General features: G+C 45.7%; 19 protein-coding genes. 8 read left to right on the top strand and 11 right to left on the bottom strand.

Annotated features, from left to right (window positions below; translation table 11 throughout):
- Window positions 1-123 precede the first annotated feature (123 nt).
- Complete coding sequence (locus LSG34_RS15435) at window positions 124-663, top strand: gamma carbonic anhydrase family protein (protein ID WP_233010002.1); 540 nt, start codon at window positions 124-126, stop codon at window positions 661-663.
- Here LSG34_RS15435 and LSG34_RS15440 read toward each other — a convergent pair.
- Entirely contained in the window at window positions 655-903 is a 249-nt protein-coding gene (locus LSG34_RS15440; protein ID WP_233010003.1) for a DUF1488 domain-containing protein, read from the bottom strand. The two genes, LSG34_RS15435 and LSG34_RS15440, sit on opposite strands and share 9 nt — an antisense overlap.
- Window positions 900-1,715, bottom strand: coding sequence for a shikimate dehydrogenase (gene aroE, locus LSG34_RS15445; protein ID WP_408636173.1), 816 nt, complete (start codon window positions 1,713-1,715; stop codon window positions 900-902). Before aroE ends, LSG34_RS15440 begins: the two co-directional genes overlap by 4 nt.
- A gap of 9 nt (window positions 1,716-1,724) precedes the next feature.
- On the opposite strand from aroE, the gene LSG34_RS15450 reads away from it, so the two are divergent.
- On the top strand, window positions 1,725-2,171 hold the full coding sequence (locus LSG34_RS15450) for a group II truncated hemoglobin (RefSeq protein WP_233010005.1): 447 nt from the start codon (window positions 1,725-1,727) through the stop codon (window positions 2,169-2,171).
- 73 nt (window positions 2,172-2,244) lie between these two features.
- On the opposite strand, the gene LSG34_RS15455 is transcribed toward LSG34_RS15450, so the two are convergent.
- Genes LSG34_RS15455 through LSG34_RS15465 form a run of 3 tightly spaced genes read right to left on the bottom strand, consistent with a single transcriptional unit; the run spans window position 2,245 to window position 4,827 of the window.
- The gene (locus LSG34_RS15455) at window positions 2,245-3,243 is read right to left on the bottom strand and encodes a D-alanine--D-alanine ligase (RefSeq protein WP_233010006.1); all 999 of its coding nucleotides are present in this window, start codon (window positions 3,241-3,243) and stop codon (window positions 2,245-2,247) included.
- A 43-nt stretch (window positions 3,244-3,286) separates the two neighbouring features.
- Window positions 3,287-4,216: an oxygen-dependent coproporphyrinogen oxidase gene (hemF, locus tag LSG34_RS15460; protein ID WP_233010007.1), complete on the bottom strand. Its 930-nt coding sequence runs from the start codon at window positions 4,214-4,216 to the stop codon at window positions 3,287-3,289.
- A 29-nt stretch (window positions 4,217-4,245) separates the two neighbouring features.
- Entirely contained in the window at window positions 4,246-4,827 is a 582-nt protein-coding gene (locus LSG34_RS15465) for a Sua5/YciO/YrdC/YwlC family protein (protein WP_233010008.1), read from the bottom strand.
- A gap of 112 nt (window positions 4,828-4,939) precedes the next feature.
- On the opposite strand from LSG34_RS15465, the gene purE reads away from it, so the two are divergent.
- Window positions 4,940-5,425, top strand: coding sequence for a 5-(carboxyamino)imidazole ribonucleotide mutase (purE, locus tag LSG34_RS15470; protein ID WP_233010009.1), 486 nt, complete (start codon window positions 4,940-4,942; stop codon window positions 5,423-5,425).
- A 3-nt stretch (window positions 5,426-5,428) separates the two neighbouring features.
- Window positions 5,429-6,580 (top strand): 5-(carboxyamino)imidazole ribonucleotide synthase, encoded by a 1,152-nt coding sequence (locus tag LSG34_RS15475; protein ID WP_233010010.1) that lies wholly within the window; start codon window positions 5,429-5,431, stop codon window positions 6,578-6,580.
- Window positions 6,581-6,648: 68 nt separating this feature from the next.
- On the opposite strand, the gene LSG34_RS15480 is transcribed toward LSG34_RS15475, so the two are convergent.
- Genes LSG34_RS15480 through LSG34_RS15495 form a run of 4 tightly spaced genes read right to left on the bottom strand, consistent with a single transcriptional unit; the run spans window position 6,649 to window position 9,990 of the window.
- Complete coding sequence (locus tag LSG34_RS15480) at window positions 6,649-7,194, bottom strand: DNA topoisomerase family protein (RefSeq protein WP_233010011.1); 546 nt, start codon at window positions 7,192-7,194, stop codon at window positions 6,649-6,651.
- A gap of 48 nt (window positions 7,195-7,242) precedes the next feature.
- Complete coding sequence (locus tag LSG34_RS15485; RefSeq protein WP_046519776.1) at window positions 7,243-7,716, bottom strand: DUF494 family protein; 474 nt, start codon at window positions 7,714-7,716, stop codon at window positions 7,243-7,245.
- A 2-nt stretch (window positions 7,717-7,718) separates the two neighbouring features.
- Window positions 7,719-8,810, bottom strand: a complete 1,092-nt coding sequence (gene dprA / locus LSG34_RS15490) for a DNA-processing protein DprA (protein WP_233010012.1) — start codon at window positions 8,808-8,810, stop codon at window positions 7,719-7,721.
- 22 nt (window positions 8,811-8,832) lie between these two features.
- Entirely contained in the window at window positions 8,833-9,990 is a 1,158-nt protein-coding gene (locus LSG34_RS15495; RefSeq protein WP_233010013.1) for a LysM peptidoglycan-binding domain-containing protein, read from the bottom strand.
- A gap of 122 nt (window positions 9,991-10,112) precedes the next feature.
- Between LSG34_RS15495 and def the strand changes: the two genes are divergently transcribed.
- Genes def through trkA form a run of 4 tightly spaced genes read left to right on the top strand, consistent with a single transcriptional unit; the run spans window position 10,113 to window position 14,282 of the window.
- A complete protein-coding gene (gene def, locus LSG34_RS15500) occupies window positions 10,113-10,619 on the top strand; it encodes a peptide deformylase (RefSeq protein ID WP_233010014.1) in 507 nt (168 codons plus the stop codon).
- A 16-nt stretch (window positions 10,620-10,635) separates the two neighbouring features.
- Window positions 10,636-11,595, top strand: coding sequence for a methionyl-tRNA formyltransferase (gene fmt, locus LSG34_RS15505; RefSeq protein WP_233010015.1), 960 nt, complete (start codon window positions 10,636-10,638; stop codon window positions 11,593-11,595).
- Complete coding sequence (gene rsmB, locus LSG34_RS15510; protein ID WP_233010016.1) at window positions 11,595-12,893, top strand: 16S rRNA (cytosine(967)-C(5))-methyltransferase RsmB; 1,299 nt, start codon at window positions 11,595-11,597, stop codon at window positions 12,891-12,893. Before fmt ends, rsmB begins: the two co-directional genes overlap by 1 nt.
- Window positions 12,894-12,905: 12 nt before the next feature.
- A complete protein-coding gene (trkA, locus tag LSG34_RS15515; protein ID WP_233010017.1) occupies window positions 12,906-14,282 on the top strand; it encodes a Trk system potassium transporter TrkA in 1,377 nt (458 codons plus the stop codon).
- Between the two features lie 148 nt (window positions 14,283-14,430).
- On the opposite strand, the gene LSG34_RS15520 is transcribed toward trkA, so the two are convergent.
- Both LSG34_RS15520 and LSG34_RS15525 read right to left on the bottom strand, forming a co-directional pair.
- Window positions 14,431-15,315 (bottom strand): hypothetical protein, encoded by an 885-nt coding sequence (locus LSG34_RS15520; RefSeq protein WP_233010018.1) that lies wholly within the window; start codon window positions 15,313-15,315, stop codon window positions 14,431-14,433.
- Window positions 15,315-16,598 carry an AAA family ATPase gene (locus tag LSG34_RS15525; protein ID WP_233010019.1) on the bottom strand — a complete coding sequence of 428 codons (1,284 nt, stop codon included), beginning with the start codon at window positions 16,596-16,598 and terminating at the stop codon, window positions 15,315-15,317. Before LSG34_RS15525 ends, LSG34_RS15520 begins: the two co-directional genes overlap by 1 nt.
- Window positions 16,599-16,987: the final 389 nt, after the last annotated feature.

The raw sequence follows: 16,987 nt of genomic DNA on the forward strand, positions 1-16,987 counted from the left end.
GCCAGCGTGCAATACTCTTTTTAAGAAAACTTATACTTTTGAGTGCGACAGCCTGAAATTCAATCGAACCGTGCTTTTTTTCAACATTTGTCGCATAATCCTGCAGCAGCAGAGGAAATTCTTATGTCATTAACTTCATATAAAGGTAAAACTCCACAGCTTGCTGACGGGGTTTATGTGCATCCATCGTCTGTTTTAGTCGGCGATATTCAAATTGGCCTTCATAGTAGTATCTGGCCATTAGTAGCAGCACGGGGTGATGTGAACATTATCCGTATTGGTGAGCGTACTAATGTGCAGGATGGTTCTGTACTGCATGTATCGCGTCCGACCATAAAGAACCCGGGCGGTTCTCCTCTTCTTATAGGAGACGATGTCACAGTAGGACATAAAGTGATGTTGCACGGCTGCCAGTTAGGGAATCGTATTCTGGTTGGTATGGGCGCTATAGTGATGGACGACGTTGTAGTAGAAGACGATGTCATTATTGGTGCAGGTAGTTTGGTACCACCAGGCAAAAGATTAGAGTCTGGTTATCTCTATGTAGGTAGCCCGGTGAAACAAGCAAGGCCGCTGAATGAAGCAGAGCGTAGTTTTCTGACACAGTCTGCTATTAACTACGTGATATTAAAAGATGAGTATCTGGCCGAGCCGTTAAGCTGAACCATCCAGATACAAGATCCCATCTGTATTAAAGCGGTCTGCTTTGGCCGCTTCCTCTATTTGCTCTTCCCAATAAAAGCAGTCTTCTTTTATTTGCTCAAGCCAGCTTTGGTTATCCCAGCCTTGTGGCTTCTTTATATAGACTTGTAACCGCATACCTGCAGCTAAACAACTACAGCTGACTGAATCGGTGTTTTCATCAAAATTGAAGTCATGATTAAAAATCAGTTGCTGGTTCATGCTTTCACCATAGCCGTCAGTTGCTGCAGTACTGGAGTAACATCAGGTTTAACACCACGCCATATTGCAAAACTTTCAGCGGCCTGACTGACCAACATACCTAAACCATCAGCGCACTGAGGCACACCTTGTTGCTGACACCAGATCAGAAAAGCTGTCGGCGCTTTGCCATACAACATATCGTAGGCCAAGGTGCAGTGTTGCAGATGTTGTTCTGCTAACGGCGGTCTTTGTTGTTCCAGCCCACTTGAAGTCGCGTTGATCACCAGGCTCCATTTTTCAGCCGGCACTTCGTTATAACCTGATGCTGTTACCCTGTTATCAAACAGCCCGGCAATAATTTCAGCTTTAGCTGCAGTTCTATTGGCTATATGAATATGCTTTACACCAGCAGCCAATAAAGGCCCTACTACACCACGACAAGCCCCACCGGCACCTAATACTAAAATTGAAGCATCCTGAAGCAGCGCTCCCAGCCGGGTTAAATCGGCGACTAAACCTAAACCATCGGTGTTATCACCACAGAGCACACCTGCTTTATCTATATAGAGAGTGTTAACCGCACCTGCCTGCAAAGCACGTTCACTGAGTTGTTCTGCTAACTGATAAGCCTGCTCTTTAAAAGGCACTGTGACATTGCCACCACGGCCACCAGCAGCGACAAAGCTAAACCAGCTGTCGGCAAAGGCGTCGACCGGTGCTAAAATGGCTTCGTAACTCAAAGCTTGTGCGGTTTGTTTGGCAAACCAGCTATGGATCAGCGGCGATTTTGAGTGCCCAATAGGATTTCCAAATACAGCGTAACGGTCCACAGGTTCACCATGAAAAAGTTGTTTGACGCGATTTTTAATAAAAGCCAGCCAAATAGCAAGCCACATCCGACTCCGGCGACCACGCCTTACGAGCTGATTGGCGGCGAAGCAGCAACACGGCGTCTGGCCAACAGATTCTACGACATTATGTCGACAGCACCGGAAGCCGCTGAACTATATGCTATCCATCCTCTGCCTCTGGACAGCATAAGGCAAAAGTTTTTTGAGTTTTTATCCGGCTGGTTGGGCGGCCCGGCTTTGTTTGAAGAAAAATACGGTCATCCACGTTTGCGGATGCGCCACATGCCTTTTGCTGTGGATCAGCAGATGCGCGATCAATGGATGTTTTGTATGGATAAAGCTTTGGCTGAAGTGGTAGAAGACAAGTTGTTGCGCCAGGGCTTAAGTCATTCGCTGGCGCAACTGGCCAGCCATATGATTAATCGAGATAACTAAACACAACTATCCATTACAACAAGAAGGGGCAGTTCGCCCCCTTCTCTTTCCTGGTGTTTTATTTACTCAATGATTATTGCTGCGGCACAGCACGCTGCAAAATCTGCTGTAAAAACAAGCCAAACTGATGACCATGATGTGCCAGCATTTGCGGGAACATTGAAATAGAGGTCATGCCGGGGAAAGTATTAATTTCGTTTAGCAGAATCTCACCGTCTTCGGTCAGGAAAAAATCGACCCGCGACAAATGCCGTAAATTCAGTTGTCTGAATGCTTTTAAGGCCAGTTGCTGCATTGTAGCAATTTGAGATTCGGTCAGGCCGGCAGGTTCCAAACTGGTGGTAGTATGACTGGCGTTGCTGTATTTTTCTTCGTAAGAATAAAACCTGTCCTGCGGCACACAAATTTCTCCAGGATGGGTCGCAATCAGTTCGTCACCATATTGATAAACAGCCACTTCAAGCTCGCGCGGTTTTAGCGCTTTTTCAATCAGGACCTGCTCTGAATAACCAAAAGCGTCGTCAATAGCCTGGATCAGCTCAGCTTCGGTATTGGCCACATAACACCCCACCGAAGAGCCCTGACTGGCCGCCTTCACAAAGACTCTACCCCACTTGGTCAGCGCTTGTTTGGCTTGTTGCAGGCTGTTCGTTGACGCTTCGGTTAAAAACAAATATGGGGTATTTGGAATACCAACGGCCGATAACCATAATTTGGTGCTGATTTTATTAAAACACAAAGTGCTGGCTTCCGGCCCACAGCCCAGATAAGGCAAGCCGGCCAGCTCCAGCATAGATTGCAGATCACCGGTTTCGCCCGGGTAACCGTGAATACAAGGCACCACATAATCAACTAAAAGGGTTTTATCGCCAGTCAGCAATTGACGGTTTAAGCCTAAGCTACATTCAGTGCCGTCAGCAGCCAGCCAACGGTCTTTCTGCATCTCAACCCTGGTCACTGCAACACCCGGCAAAGCTGCTAATTGTTGTTCGAGAAAATCAGCGCTGCGAAGTGATACTTCGTGTTCAGCACTGCCGCCACCACACAATAACAATACATTGATATTTATCATTTAGTTTTTCCTGAGATACAACAAGCAGACACTAAACAGACATTCAAAGCTGTGATCCGTTCAGGCCCAGCCAATCTTGTGGCATTAAATAACGTTGATACAACAGAGCTTCCGGCGAACCTGCTTCAGGCTGATAACCATATTCCCAACGCACTAAAGGTGGCATCGACATCAAAATAGATTCGGTACGACCACCGCTTTGCAAACCAAACAAAGTGCCTCGGTCAAATACCAGATTAAACTCGACATAACGGCCACGGCGATACAGCTGGAACTGGCGCTCCGCTTCCGAATAGGCTTTGTTTTTATTACGCTGCACTATAGGCACGTAAGCCTTAGTAAAGGCTTTTCCTACAGCAGACATAAAAGCAAAACTTTGCTCAAAACCTGGCTCGTTTAAATCATCAAAAAACAAACCACCTACACCACGGGTTTCGTTGCGGTGCTTTAAGTAGAAGTATTCATCACACCATTTTTTGTATTTAGGGTAATAAGCGGCGTCAAAACCATCACAACAGTCCTTGGCCACCTGATGCCAATGCACTACATCAGCTTCCACCGGATAAAAAGGAGTTAAATCAAAACCACCACCAAACCACCAGACTGGTGCTTCACCTTCTTTTTCCGCGATAAAAAAACGCACATTGGCGTGACTGGTGGGGATATGTGGATTCAACGGGTGGATCACCAAAGATACGCCCATAGCTTCAAACTTACGCCCAGCCAGTTCAGGCCGGTGCGCCGTGGCTGAACCAGGCATCTTATCGCCAAACACATGTGAGAAATTCACACCAGCCTGCTCAAACACAGCACCATGAGTCAGTACACGGCTACGACCACCACCGCCTTCGGCTCTGTCCCAGCTTTCTTCTGCAAAGTCTGCTGCGCCATCAGCAGCGGCAAGCTCAGCGCAAATGCTGTCCTGCAGTGCCATTAAAAAAGCTTTTACCTGATGTTTATCGACGTTTTGCATTTGCTTATCTCTTGATTCGCAGGCGGCTATTAACCCGCCCGATAAATATGGCCTGTAGTGATATCACGTATTTCTGACGGCACAGCACGTCCACCTGTTGGCGCATCCACTATTACAGCAACTTTATCAGCCAGTTGCTGCTGAACTTCGGCTGTGCTGCGACAGGGCTCAAGGCCGGATAAGTTCGCGCTGGTGGACGTGATAGGTTTACCAAAAGCCAGACATAACTGCTGCACTACAGGGTGATCACAAACCCGAATCGCAATGCTATCAAACTGCCCTGTCAGCCAATCACTGCAACGTGTTGACGCCGGCACTACCCAGGTCACGGCAGCTTTGTCTTTCACACCTGCACTGTCGCGCCATGAATCCAGCATCAGCTGAGTTTGTTCTGTGCTGAGCTTGTCGGCTGCAATATAAGGAATCAACTGGGAAAAGTCCGCAGCTATTAAGATTAAGCCCTTGGATTTTGGCCTTTGTTTGACCTGCAACAAGCTTTCGATGGCCAAACTATTATCCGGGTCGCAGCCGACACCAAACACAGCTTCGGTTGGGTAGGCAATCACTTGACCTTGTCGCAGGGCGGTCACGGCAGATGGGATATCTGTCACTTTTCTAAGTCCTGTATCTGAGGTTTTTGATCAAAAGTTTTCCTGGCAGCCGCCAGATGGCTATAATAGCGGCCTTATTATGCCAGTTCTTTGCAGCTTTAAGGAAACAACGATGAAAGTAGGTATTATCATGGGGTCTAAATCTGATTGGCCCACAATGAAAAACGCGGCCGATATGTTAGATCGTTTTCAAATTGCCTATGAAACCACTGTTGTTTCAGCTCACAGAACTCCGCAACTTTTAGCTGACTACGCGACTAATGCCGCTGGTCGTGGTTTAAAAGTCATTATTGCCGGTGCTGGTGGTGCAGCGCATTTACCTGGTATGGCGGCGGCTTTTACCAGCCTGCCGGTCTTAGGTGTGCCTGTGCAGTCTAAAGCCTTAAAAGGTCTGGATTCCTTGTTATCCATAGTGCAAATGCCAAAAGGTGTTGCAGTGGGTACGCTGGCTATTGGTGATGCAGGTGCAGCCAATGCTGGTTTATTGGCAGCACAAATTCTGGCGACCTCTGATGCAGAGCTGATGAGCAAAATTGATGCCTTCCGTAAAGAACAAACCGACTCTGTATTGGCTCACCCGAATCCAGCCGAGGAATAATTGATGAAGGTTCTGGTTTTAGGTGCTGGTCAACTGGCTCGTATGATGAGTCTGGCAGGTACTCCACTGAATTTAAAAGTCTCTGCTTATGATGTAAACAGCGACACTATTGTTGATCCTGTCACTCAGCAACAGCTGGGGACAGGTTTGGCACAAGCTATAGCCAATGCGGATGTGATCACCTCTGAGTTTGAGCATATCCCTTATCCGGTGCAGGATCTGTGTCAGCAAAGCGGTAAGTTTTTACCAAACAGCACTGCGATAAAAGCAGGTGGCGATCGCCGTCAGGAAAAACAACTGCTGGATAAAGCAGGCGTGAGCAACGCTGCTTATAAAATTGTCGTGACTGAACAGGATTTTTATCAGGCGATTGAACAGCTGGGTTTGCCACTGGTGCTGAAAAGTGCTTTGGCAGGTTATGACGGTAAAGGCCAATGGCGCTTAAAAACTCAGGCTGACGCGCAAGCTGTCTGGACTGACATCCAGCAGTTTATGGCGGGCGCTGATCACACTTTACCTCAAGCTATAGTGGCTGAGCAGTTTGTCCGTTTTGACCGTGAAGTCAGTTTAGTCGGAGCCCGTAATCAGGCCGGCGATATGGTGGTCTACCCTCTGACAGAAAATCATCATGTCGCTGGTGTGCTGGCGGTATCTCTCGCTTTACCTGGTCAGCAGGAATTGCAGCAACAAGCAAAACAGATGTTTGAAGCTGTAGCCAGCGCTTTGGATTATGTTGGTGTATTAGCACTGGAGTTTTTTCAGGTGGGTGACCAGCTGCTGGTGAATGAGATAGCGCCACGGGTGCATAACTCAGGACACTGGACCCAACAAGGCGCCGACACCTGCCAGTTTGAAAACCATTTACGGGCTGTTTGTGGTTTGCCTTTGGGCAGCACAGCTTTAGTGCGTCCCACTTTGATGGTGAATATTCTGGGCGAAGATCATGTCAGCCCTGCAGTGTTAAGCTTACCAAGCTGCCATTTGCACTGGTACGGCAAAGGCAAAAGACCGGGTCGCAAAATGGGCCATATCAATTTAAGCGCCACCAGCACCAGCGAACTAGCACAACGTTTTGATTTGCTGCGTCAACATTTACCAGAGCAGGAATTCCCTGAACTGGATTTAGTGGCGGCACGCTTAAAGCAACTGCAATAGCAGATCTGCTGTTAGCAAAAAGGCCCTTGTGGGCCTTTTTTATTTGTCATCAATCCTGATACTGCGTTTTAACTGCCCTGCACTTTCTGACATTTCTTACTGGCGCACAGTAGTTTCACACCAGAAGCCGAAGGTTTTTCCATTAAAAGTGGATAGTTGCAGAACTGGCACTGCCCTAAAACAGGCTTAAAATTCAGCAGGCATTTGCAGTCTGGATATCTGCTGCAGCCATAAAAGGCCTTGCCATATTTACTGGTACGCTCCAGCAACTGACCTTTTTTGCATTCCGGACAAGGCACATCGCTGGGTTCAGGTTCATCGGCATGCACCACAAAATGACAATGTGGGTAATGGCTACAGCCGATAAACATACCGTAGCGACCATTTTTCACCGCCAACTCGTTTCCACATTCTGGACAAAATTGATCCTCTAACACTTTTACCACTGTATTTTCATGTGGATGCAGCGCTTTAAGGTAATTACAGACCGGATAGTTACTACAGCCTAAAAAAGGCCCGTTTTTGCCACTTTTAATCTGCAAAGCATGGCCACACAGAGGACAAGGCTCTGCGGTTTTTTCGTGTTGAAAAAGTGTATCGTCAGACTGGGACATACAAAGGCCATAGAAGAAAACTGGCAGGATTATAACGAAAAAGGCCGCTTAATGCAGCGGCCCTGTAGGTTCGTCAAAAATAAGGTCTTCCATCTGGGCATAAGCATTTTCACGACCAGGCACATTAAACAGCACCATCAACACCACCCATTTTAAATCGTCCAGACTGACAGAACTCTGATCCAGGTCCATGACTCTGTCCAATACCATCTCGCGGGTGGGCGCATCCAGCACGTTGATTTGTTCCAGAAACAGCAGGAAACCCTGACACTCAGTCTCCAGCTTACGTTGCTCTTCCACAGTATAAATACGTACTGCGGTCGAATTCACTTTGGTTAAATAGGGCTTAACATGACTTTCCTGCAAGGCAGATAAAGAATCCAGCCAGCGCAGGGCCTTAAAAATATCATCATCATGGAAACCAGCTTTGCTGAGCTCACGCTGCAGATCGGCATGATTCACATAAATTTCTGACTCGTTGTGGATGTAGTTTTCAAACAAATATATGAGGATATCAAACATAGTCAGGCCCTCCTCACTCTGATGTAACCACCAGGTACTGCTGCCACTTCACCGGCCAATTCCAGCTGAAGTAATTCAATTGAGACTTGCGCTACAGATAAACCACTACGTTCTGCTATACGATCAATCGCAGTGGCCTCATCACCTACGTTAGCCAACAAGCTGTCGTCAAACAAGTCCGTTTGTAAATTTTTTTCTTTGTCCTTTACAGTACTTAGACTGTTATTTTGCAAAAAGCTCCATTCTTCTATGATATCGGCCACACAAGTGGTTAATTTAGCACCTTGCTGAATAAGCTGATGACAGCCTGCCGCCTGCGGATTGTAGATAGAGCCTGGGATCACAAACAACTCCCGACTATACTCTGCAGCATAACCTGCACTGATCAAAGAGCCACTTTTAAGCGCAGCTTCCACCACCAAAGTCCCTAAACTTAAGCCTACCACTATACGATTGCGCAGCGGAAAGTGATCCCCTTTAGGCTGTACATCAGGTAAAAACTCCGAGACCAAAGCGCCGCTGCAGGCAATTTCAGCTGCCAGCTCTTTATGCTGCGCCGGATAAACCGTATCAAAACCATGGCCAAGCACTGCTATGGTGTTGCCCTGTACTGACAAAGCCCCTCTGTGACTGCAACCATCTATGCCTTTGGCCATACCACTGGTGACAGTTAAACCTAAACGACATAAATCGGCAGCAAAGTTAAAGGCCACTTGTTTACCTGTGGCCGTGGGCTGACGACTCCCCACTATCGCTATCTGCGCTTCGTTTAACAAAGCCGGATTACCTTTGATAAACAAGGCAAAAGGAGGCTGTTTAATCTGGCTGAGTAATTCAGGATAAAGTGGGTCTGTGTAACGGATAAAATGGTGATCGGGGCTGCTTTGTAGCCACTCCAGGCAATGCTCGATACGCTGTGGAGTAATAGCCCTGTGGCATTGGATTTGGCCAGGGGTAAAACCCAGCTGCTGCAGCTGGTGATCATCCAATTGATAGAAATCAGCTGACGAAACCAGCTCTGCCCACTGCTGATGCTTTAGCCTGTCCATAGAAGGAATAGCAGCTAAACGGATCCAATGCTCGAGGTCATCCATGTTCCTCTCCTTTGTTAAAACATCAGAGATTACCTATTAAATCCCCGACCCGTACTGGTTGCTCTGTGCGTAAAATCATCGCAAAACTGCTGTGTTCACTCACTTTAACTATCATCAGCTGCCCCACTAATTCGGTGGGCATTTCATCGGCAGAACCTACCACTTCATGCAAAATACGCTGCAGCTTATCGCTATCTTCCGGATAAGAAGGTTTATCGCCAAAATCAACGACTGCGGGCGACGGACGGAAGATCCCCAATAGATGACCGGGTTGCAGCTGAGCATTCTGGCCTTGATTCAGCAGCACAATTTCGCCTTTGGCAAACTCGCGCCATTCAGACGCGCTATCCACTATTACTCCGGAAACTACAGTTTCTGGCGATTGCAGCTGAAAAAAGTCCGGATACATCGACTGCTGTGGCATAGGTAATAAACGATCACCTTGTTTCACTTCCCTTCTGGATTTTTGCACTTCAATCCGACTGATTTGCTGCTCGTCTACCATAGCGGGCGGCAATACTTTAGCCTCTGCCATTAATACGGCTTCATAACCCAAGACATCACCACTTTGTGGGTCTTCGTACACTTCACCCTGGCGGTAAATGCCATAACGCCGAGTTTGATCCAACTCCCCCTGAACATAAAGCATATGACCAGATACGGCGTTTTTTACATTATCCTTGCCACCCAACACATAAGGCAGACTTTCCAATTGGTCTTCTGAGACCAGTTGTTCTTCTGATAAAAAAGGCTCGATCCCGGCAAGCGAGATAGAAGGCACTGCTTTCTCTGCTTTTGCTATACGTCGAATTTGAGGGGTTAATTTGATAGCGCCGGCCTCTGCGGTATTGCTTTGAGCTTGCGTAACTTCGGAGCTGCTGGTTGTCGCTCGCTGGCTATTTAAAGTCAGTATCGGCTGGCCGTCGGCATCAAACTGCAAATGCAACTCATCACCGGGGTAAATCAAGTGTGGATTATTCACTTGGGGGTTTAGCTTCCATAACCGTGGCCATAACCAGGGGTGTTGCAGATACAAACCAGCTATATCCCATAAGGTGTCGCCTGCCTTAACCTGATATAAGGTAGGCGCATCAGCCTTGAGTTTCAGCTCATCAGCCAGCAGAATAGGACTGAAAAACACAGAGAAGCTGACTAAAATAGCAAGAAGCTGCTGTCGCATAACACCATCCCCATCCGTACTTATTAGTAATTCTTGCACACTAAGCTATTCATACTGTGCATAAATGGCTAAAATTAGACCATAGCACAGCCAATTGAACATAGACGACTTTTGTAGGTTCCATGACAGTATTAACAGTTTTACATTATCCAGACGACCGTTTACGCACAGTAGCCGCTGCTGTGCCTAAAGTTACGGCCGAAATTAAGCAACTGACAGCAGATATGCTGGACACTATGTATGCCGAAAATGGCATAGGCTTAGCCGCCACGCAGGTCAATGTGCACAAGCGTGTTGTCGTGATCGATATCTCAGAAAGCCGTGACGAGCCGATGATTTTTATCAATCCGGAAATCATTGCCAAAAGTGGTGACACTGAATACGAAGAAGGCTGTTTGTCTGTGCCGCAAAGCTACGCCAAAGTAGAACGCGCCGCAGCTGTGACAGTCAAAGCGCAAAACACTAAAGGCGAGTGGTTTGAAATTCAGGCTGAAGGTTTACTGGCGATTTGTTTACAGCACGAGCTGGACCATTTAATGGGCAAGTTGTTTATCGATTATTTATCGCCATTAAAGCGTGATCGTATTAAGAAAAAGCTGGAAAAAGAAGCTCGCCTCGCAGCCCGTTAACCAAGCAGGAACTATTTTGACCACTCCTTTACGTATTATTTTTGCGGGCACACCAGATTTTGCTGCCCGCCATCTCGCCGCCCTGCTGGATTCTCCTCATCAGGTGATTGCCGTCTACAGTCAACCCGACAGACCTGCAGGTCGTGGTCATCAGTTACAACAAAGTCCGGTAAAACAACTGGCATTGCAACATGATATTCCGGTGTATCAGCCGAAGTCGTTAAAAAAAGCCGCTGCCCAACAAGAATTAGCGGCTTTAAATGCCGATTTGATGATAGTGGTGGCTTATGGCCTGATCCTGCCCCAAGCTGTGCTCGATGCACCACGTTTAGGTTGTATCAATGTGCATGGCTCGTTATTACCACGCTGGCGTGGTGCTGCTCCTATTCAACGCGCCATTTGGGCTGGCGACGCCGAGTCTGGTGTTACTATTATGCAGATGGATATAGGCCTGGATACAGGCGCTATGCTGAGTAAAGTCAGCACGCCTATAGCTGTGGATGAAACCAGCACCAGCTTGTATGACAAACTGGCGATCACAGGTCCAGTAGCTCTAGTAGAAGCGCTAGCCAATCTGGAAGCACTGCAAGCCAATGCTCAGCCACAGCAGGATGAGTTAGCTAACTACGCCGAAAAGCTATCAAAAGAAGAAGCTTTATTAGACTTTACCAAGCCAGCTATAGCGCTTGAGCGCGAAATCCGTGCTTTTAACCCCTGGCCTATCAGTTATCTGCAACTGGGTGCTCAGCAGCTGAAAATCTGGCGCGCTGTAACAGAAGCAGGCTCTGGTTTACCAGGTCAGGTACTGCGGGTGGATAAAAAAGGCATCGCCATTCAAACTTCTGATGGCGTATTGGTGATCACTGAATTACAACCTGCCGGCAAAAAAGCCATGAAAGTGATGGATTTCCTTAATGGCCGCGCCGACTGGTTTCAACCAGGCCAGATGTTGAGCCCTGTTGATGGGCAGAGCTGATGAGTAAAAATTTACGCGCTCTGGCGGCAACAGCCTGTTATCAGGTGGTGGATCAGGGTAAATCCTTATCAGAAGTTCTGCATAAAGCCCAGATAGAGCTGGACTCGCCTTTAGATAAAGCCCTGCTGCAGGAAATCTGTTTTGGCGTGATGCGCTATTTGCCTCAACTGGAAACTGTCTGTCAGAAGCTGATGGATAAACCGCTGGTCAAACACCTGCGCCCGCTGCAGTTTTTAATTTACGTTGGTTTGTATCAGCTGAAATTTTTACGGGTACCAGACCATGCCGCCATAGGCGAAACAGTGGAAGCGGCCCGTGAATTAAAAGGCCAAAGCCTGACAGGTTTAATTAACGCCGTATTACGTTCAGTACAGCGTAAACCTGAAGTTTTTGATTTTCAGGATGCGCCTTTACCTGTGCAGTATAACCACCCAAGCTGGGTCATCACGCAGTTACAGCACGCTTATCCGGACCACTGGCAACAGATCTTGGATGAAAATCAGCAAAAAGCTCCCTTGTGGCTCAGGGTAAATCAGTTACGTACTACGCCTGAAGCTTACCTGGCCGCTCTTGCTGCCGAAGGCATAGTCGCCAGTCAGCCTTTTGCTTATTTGCCTTGTGCCTTATTGCTTGAACAAGCTTCTGATGTGACCTTATTACCAGGTTATGCTGATGGCTGGTTTTCAGTGCAGGATGGTGCTGCTCAACATGCCGCTTATTTCCTTGGCGCACGTAATAAAGATTCGGTATTAGATGCCTGCTGCGCTCCTGGTGGCAAAACCTGCCATATTCTGGAACTGGCGCCAGAAGCCGATGTATTAGCCTTGGATAAAGACCCACGCCGTTTAGACAGGGTATACGACAATCTGGACCGCTTAGGTTTAGATGCCCGAGTGATGGCCGCTGACGCTGCAGATCCGGACGACTGGGCTGGTTTTCAAACCTTTGACCGCATATTGCTGGATGTCCCATGTTCAGCCACTGGAGTGATCCGTCGCCACCCTGATATTCGCTGGTTACGGAAAAAAACCGATATAGCGCCATTAGTCGAGCTACAACAAGACATTCTGCGCAAGATCTGGCCTTTATTAAAACCTGATGCCGAATTGTTGTATGCCACCTGCTCTGTGTTGCCGGAAGAAAACCTGCAACAAATCCAGGCCTTTTTAGCAGACTACCCAGATGCAAAATTAATCCCGCTGGCCGACAGTCACCCGGATTTGCACTGGCAAATTTTGCCGGGCCAGCAGCAGATGGATGGTTTCTTTTATGCCAAACTTCGCAAGACAAAGCGGTAACGCAGAGGCTTTATGAAAATTATAATTCTGGGTGCAGGTCAGGTAGGTGGCACTTTAGCGGAAAACCTGGTCGGTGAACAAAACGACATTACTGTCGTCGACACCAATATTGAAAAGCTGCGCGCCCTGCAAGACAGATACGATTTGCAGGTGGTGCATGGCCATAGTGCGCACCCGGATATTTTAAAACGTGCCGGCGCTGAAGATGCCGATATGATTATTGCAGTCACCAGCAGCGACGAAGTGAATATTGTCGCCTGTCAGGTGGCCTACAGTATTTTTAATACGCCGCTGAAAATTGCCCGTATCCGTACCAATCAATATCTGAAATACCGCGACCAGTTGTTTAACAAAGACGATATGCCGGTCGATCACTTTATTTCCCCAGAAACCCTGGTCACCGACTATATCAAACGCCTGATCGACTACCCTGGCGCTTTACAGGTGGTGGAATTCGCTGAAGGCCGTGTCAGTTTAGTAGCGGTAAAAGCCTATTACGGTGGTTTGCTGGTGGGCCATGCCTTATCCACCTTAAAACAGCATATGCCGCATGTGGATGCCCGTGTTGCTGCTATTTATCGTCGTGGTCATGCCATTAAGCCCTTGGGTACTACGGTCATTGAAGCAGACGATGAAGTGTTTTTTGTCGCAGCGACTAAACATATCCGCGCTGTGATGAGCGAGCTACAAAAGCTGGAGAAAAGCTATCACCGCATTATGATAGCCGGTGGCGGTAACGTTGGTTATGGTTTGGCTCGTGCTTTAGAGAAAAACCATAGCGTGAAGCTGATCGAACGCAGTAAAGAGCGCGCCGAATACCTATCCAGCGCTTTGGACAATACTGTGGTTTATATTGGTGATGCTTCAGATCCAGAGCTGTTGGAAGAAGAAAACATCGAACAGGTAGACGTATTTTTAGCCGTTACCAATGACGATGAAGCCAATATTATGTCGGCCATGCTGGCTAAACGTATGGGCGCGCAAAAAACCATGGTGTTGATTAAACGCGGTGCTTATGTGGATTTACTGCAGGGTGGCGAAGTAGATATAGCGGTATCGCCACAACAAGCCACTATTTCAGCCCTGCTGACCCATATCCGCCGTGGCGACATAGTGAACGTGTACTCACTGCGCAGAGGAGCTGCAGAAGCTATTGAGGCTGTTGCTCATGGTGATAAATCGACATCAAAAGTGGTAGGTCAGGCCATAGGTCAGATTAAACTGCCACCAGGAGCGACCATAGGCGCCATAGTACGTGGCGACGAAGTATTAATAGCCCACGATAACGTAGTGATTGAAACAGACGACCATGTGATTTTATTTCTGGTGGATAAAAAGTACATCACTGAAGTGGAACGCTTATTCCAGGTCAGCGCGATATTTATTTGATGTAATTTGGAAAAGAAAAATTTTGCACAAAAATCAATCAGACAGCTGCATAGAAGTTGCTGTCTGAATTTAAACCGCCTTTACCAACACTATTTTTGTTTAATAAAAGTCATTTAGCTAAACTTTAGAGCTACGATAGATTATCTACTCAAGCAGTATCTAATCTATCTATTATGGTTTTATAGTAGTCATCACATGCCATAACTTGCTTGTGAATATATCTTTCCAACATCGAACTTTCGAACAGCAAAAATGGAATCGAGGTAATTGAAGAATGCCGCTTACAAAAAAAAGATACTATTGCCAAAGAAAGATGGGTTAATAACTTACCATAACTATTATTCATTGGACATAGACCGCCTAGGCGCTCATCCAAAACTGCAGGCCTAGTTGGTAGTTCGTTTTTCTTCTCCTTTATCAACTTCAACACTTGACCCTTATTTATTCTGGGAGACCTTTTTGAATCAAAAAACCTTTCACCCTTCAGTTCTGTTATGAATCTCTTATTTTGACGTCGAAATATTATTTCCAAACGTAAGAGCCGCCTACTGATGCGCATATAATCGTCATATGCCAAGCTTACTTCACCCTTAATACGTTCCGATAAATCTTGCTCTAACACGAAAGAATTCAATTGATCAATAGTATTATCTTTAGAATATACATCATTCTCCCAACTATATCCTTTGGTGTATAATATAAATGGTGAATCTGGGAGTGGCTCCTTTATAAAGTCCAAGTCCCGATCTATTACTACGGCTACGTTCCTAATCGAATTTGAAATTATTTTTTCTCTTATTATTTTTGAAGCAGTCTTTGATCCCAACGCTCTGAACTCGACTTTTTTATTAAATTTAGCAGCGCTAAAAAGGCCATTCCAAAATTTAATATCTATAGATTTACTATTAAAAATCCCTTTTTCTACATCTTCAATTGAAATACTTCTGCCACCACCTTCAGTATAAACAATTATTTCTGCATCATAAAATAAATGCCCATTAGTTATGCCAGAGTTTGTTCTAGTAAATGACATTAAAGCATCTTCTCCATATCAAATACTTTATTACCAAAAACACTCACAACATCAGGAGAGTGAGTTGCGAAGATAATTTGAGAGTTTGGGTTTATAGCTCTTAAATTTTCAACCAAACTTTCCTGCCACTTAACATGCAGGGATAACTCAGGTTCATCAGCTATATAGACCCAAGGTTTCTTCTCCTGCAATAGTGCCTCCCCCAAAACTATTAATAACTGTTTTTCCCCCGAAGATAATCGATGAAGGGGAAGATCTTTACCTGATTGAGTAGTTATCTGTAACTCGTTTTGAGCGTTAATTGAAAAAGACTTTCTTTGCATCATCGAATTAATGATTTTGAGAAAAGTATCTCTAGGCTCGAAAATCATTTTTCGTTTTTCGATGGATTTATTCCATTCTTCGACAATATAGTCAATCCTTTCAGTTCCAATTAGAACAGAGATATCAGTAGTATTTAAATTAACAGTGTCTTCTGAAGTTAACTTTTCTTTTGCTTTTGCTAGTGCATCAAAGTGGATATCTATTCTTTGACTAAATTCTTTAGGTTTCACTTTGAACTGGTTGAAAATACCAACTAATGCATTTTTTTCTTCAACTATGTCGAGATTCTTAGCTGTTGAAAAAAATGGCTTGTTTGATTTCCTATAAAGCATTGACAAAAAGACTTCTTTTTGAAAGTTTTCGAATTGTTCAGACCCTGCCTTACCTAAGGTTGAAAAATATCTAACGAGGCGATTAACTAGCTCTTTCAACTTACGGTCAACAGTAGATATTTCTTTCTCCCCTTCATAGTCATCTTTACTTCCACTAGATCTGTGAACAGACAACCAACTTACATTTACTAAGCCTTCAAGAGAGCGGTTAAGGCTGTGACCATTTCTCCGAAATACTTCTCTATCTATAAAATGTCGGGGATATCTACGGAGCATCATTTGCTCTTCAAAATCATCTAAAGATAGCTTTAAAGGCTTCTCCGAAGCAGATTCTCTAATTTCATATTCAATGGCAGAAAAGGGAGTCGCCTGATTTGGTTTTTTTGTGATAATGACCGAAGGTCTTTTTCTATTTAAAGCAGATTTCAGTTTAATTGCTATACGGGTAAACTCTAACCTGTCTAATTCAGGAAAATCCGCAGTTAGTGCAGCTACAATTATGTTTATAGCTGTGGTTTTTCCTGAGCCATTGATGCCGATCACGAAATTCACATCGCCATAAAACTCAAAGTTCAGAGTCCGTTCTCCCCAAAAACCCTCTACATGCACACTGTCAATAACATTCATGCTTATCCATTTCCGTAAAGTAGACTTGCGCTCAAATGGAGTGCTTACCCAAAAATCCAAATTTAGTAAGATGACATTACCTTGCTTTTGAGTTAGCTTCAACTACTTACGGGGACAGGAATTTATAGTTTCCACGATTAAAAAGGGAAACTATATCTTTAATCAAATTAGTACAAAGTATGACAATTAGAGTTATAGATTTGCGATGTTTGATGCTTTCGAGCCTCCCCCCATAGCAACAGGCATAGAAAACGTGCATTTAGCAACTAAGCAAACACTATTCTCTTTCGGTTAAAGCTGTGGGAGCGTTCATAAAGGCTTTGCTCTACAGTGCCCTTTCATAGCTCGGCGTATACCAATACCGAATATAACCATAAGGCAACTGCTGC

The sequence above is a fragment of the Rheinheimera faecalis genome (assembly GCF_021290965.1).
GTDB classification, from domain to species: domain Bacteria; phylum Pseudomonadota; class Gammaproteobacteria; order Enterobacterales; family Alteromonadaceae; genus Pararheinheimera; species Pararheinheimera faecalis.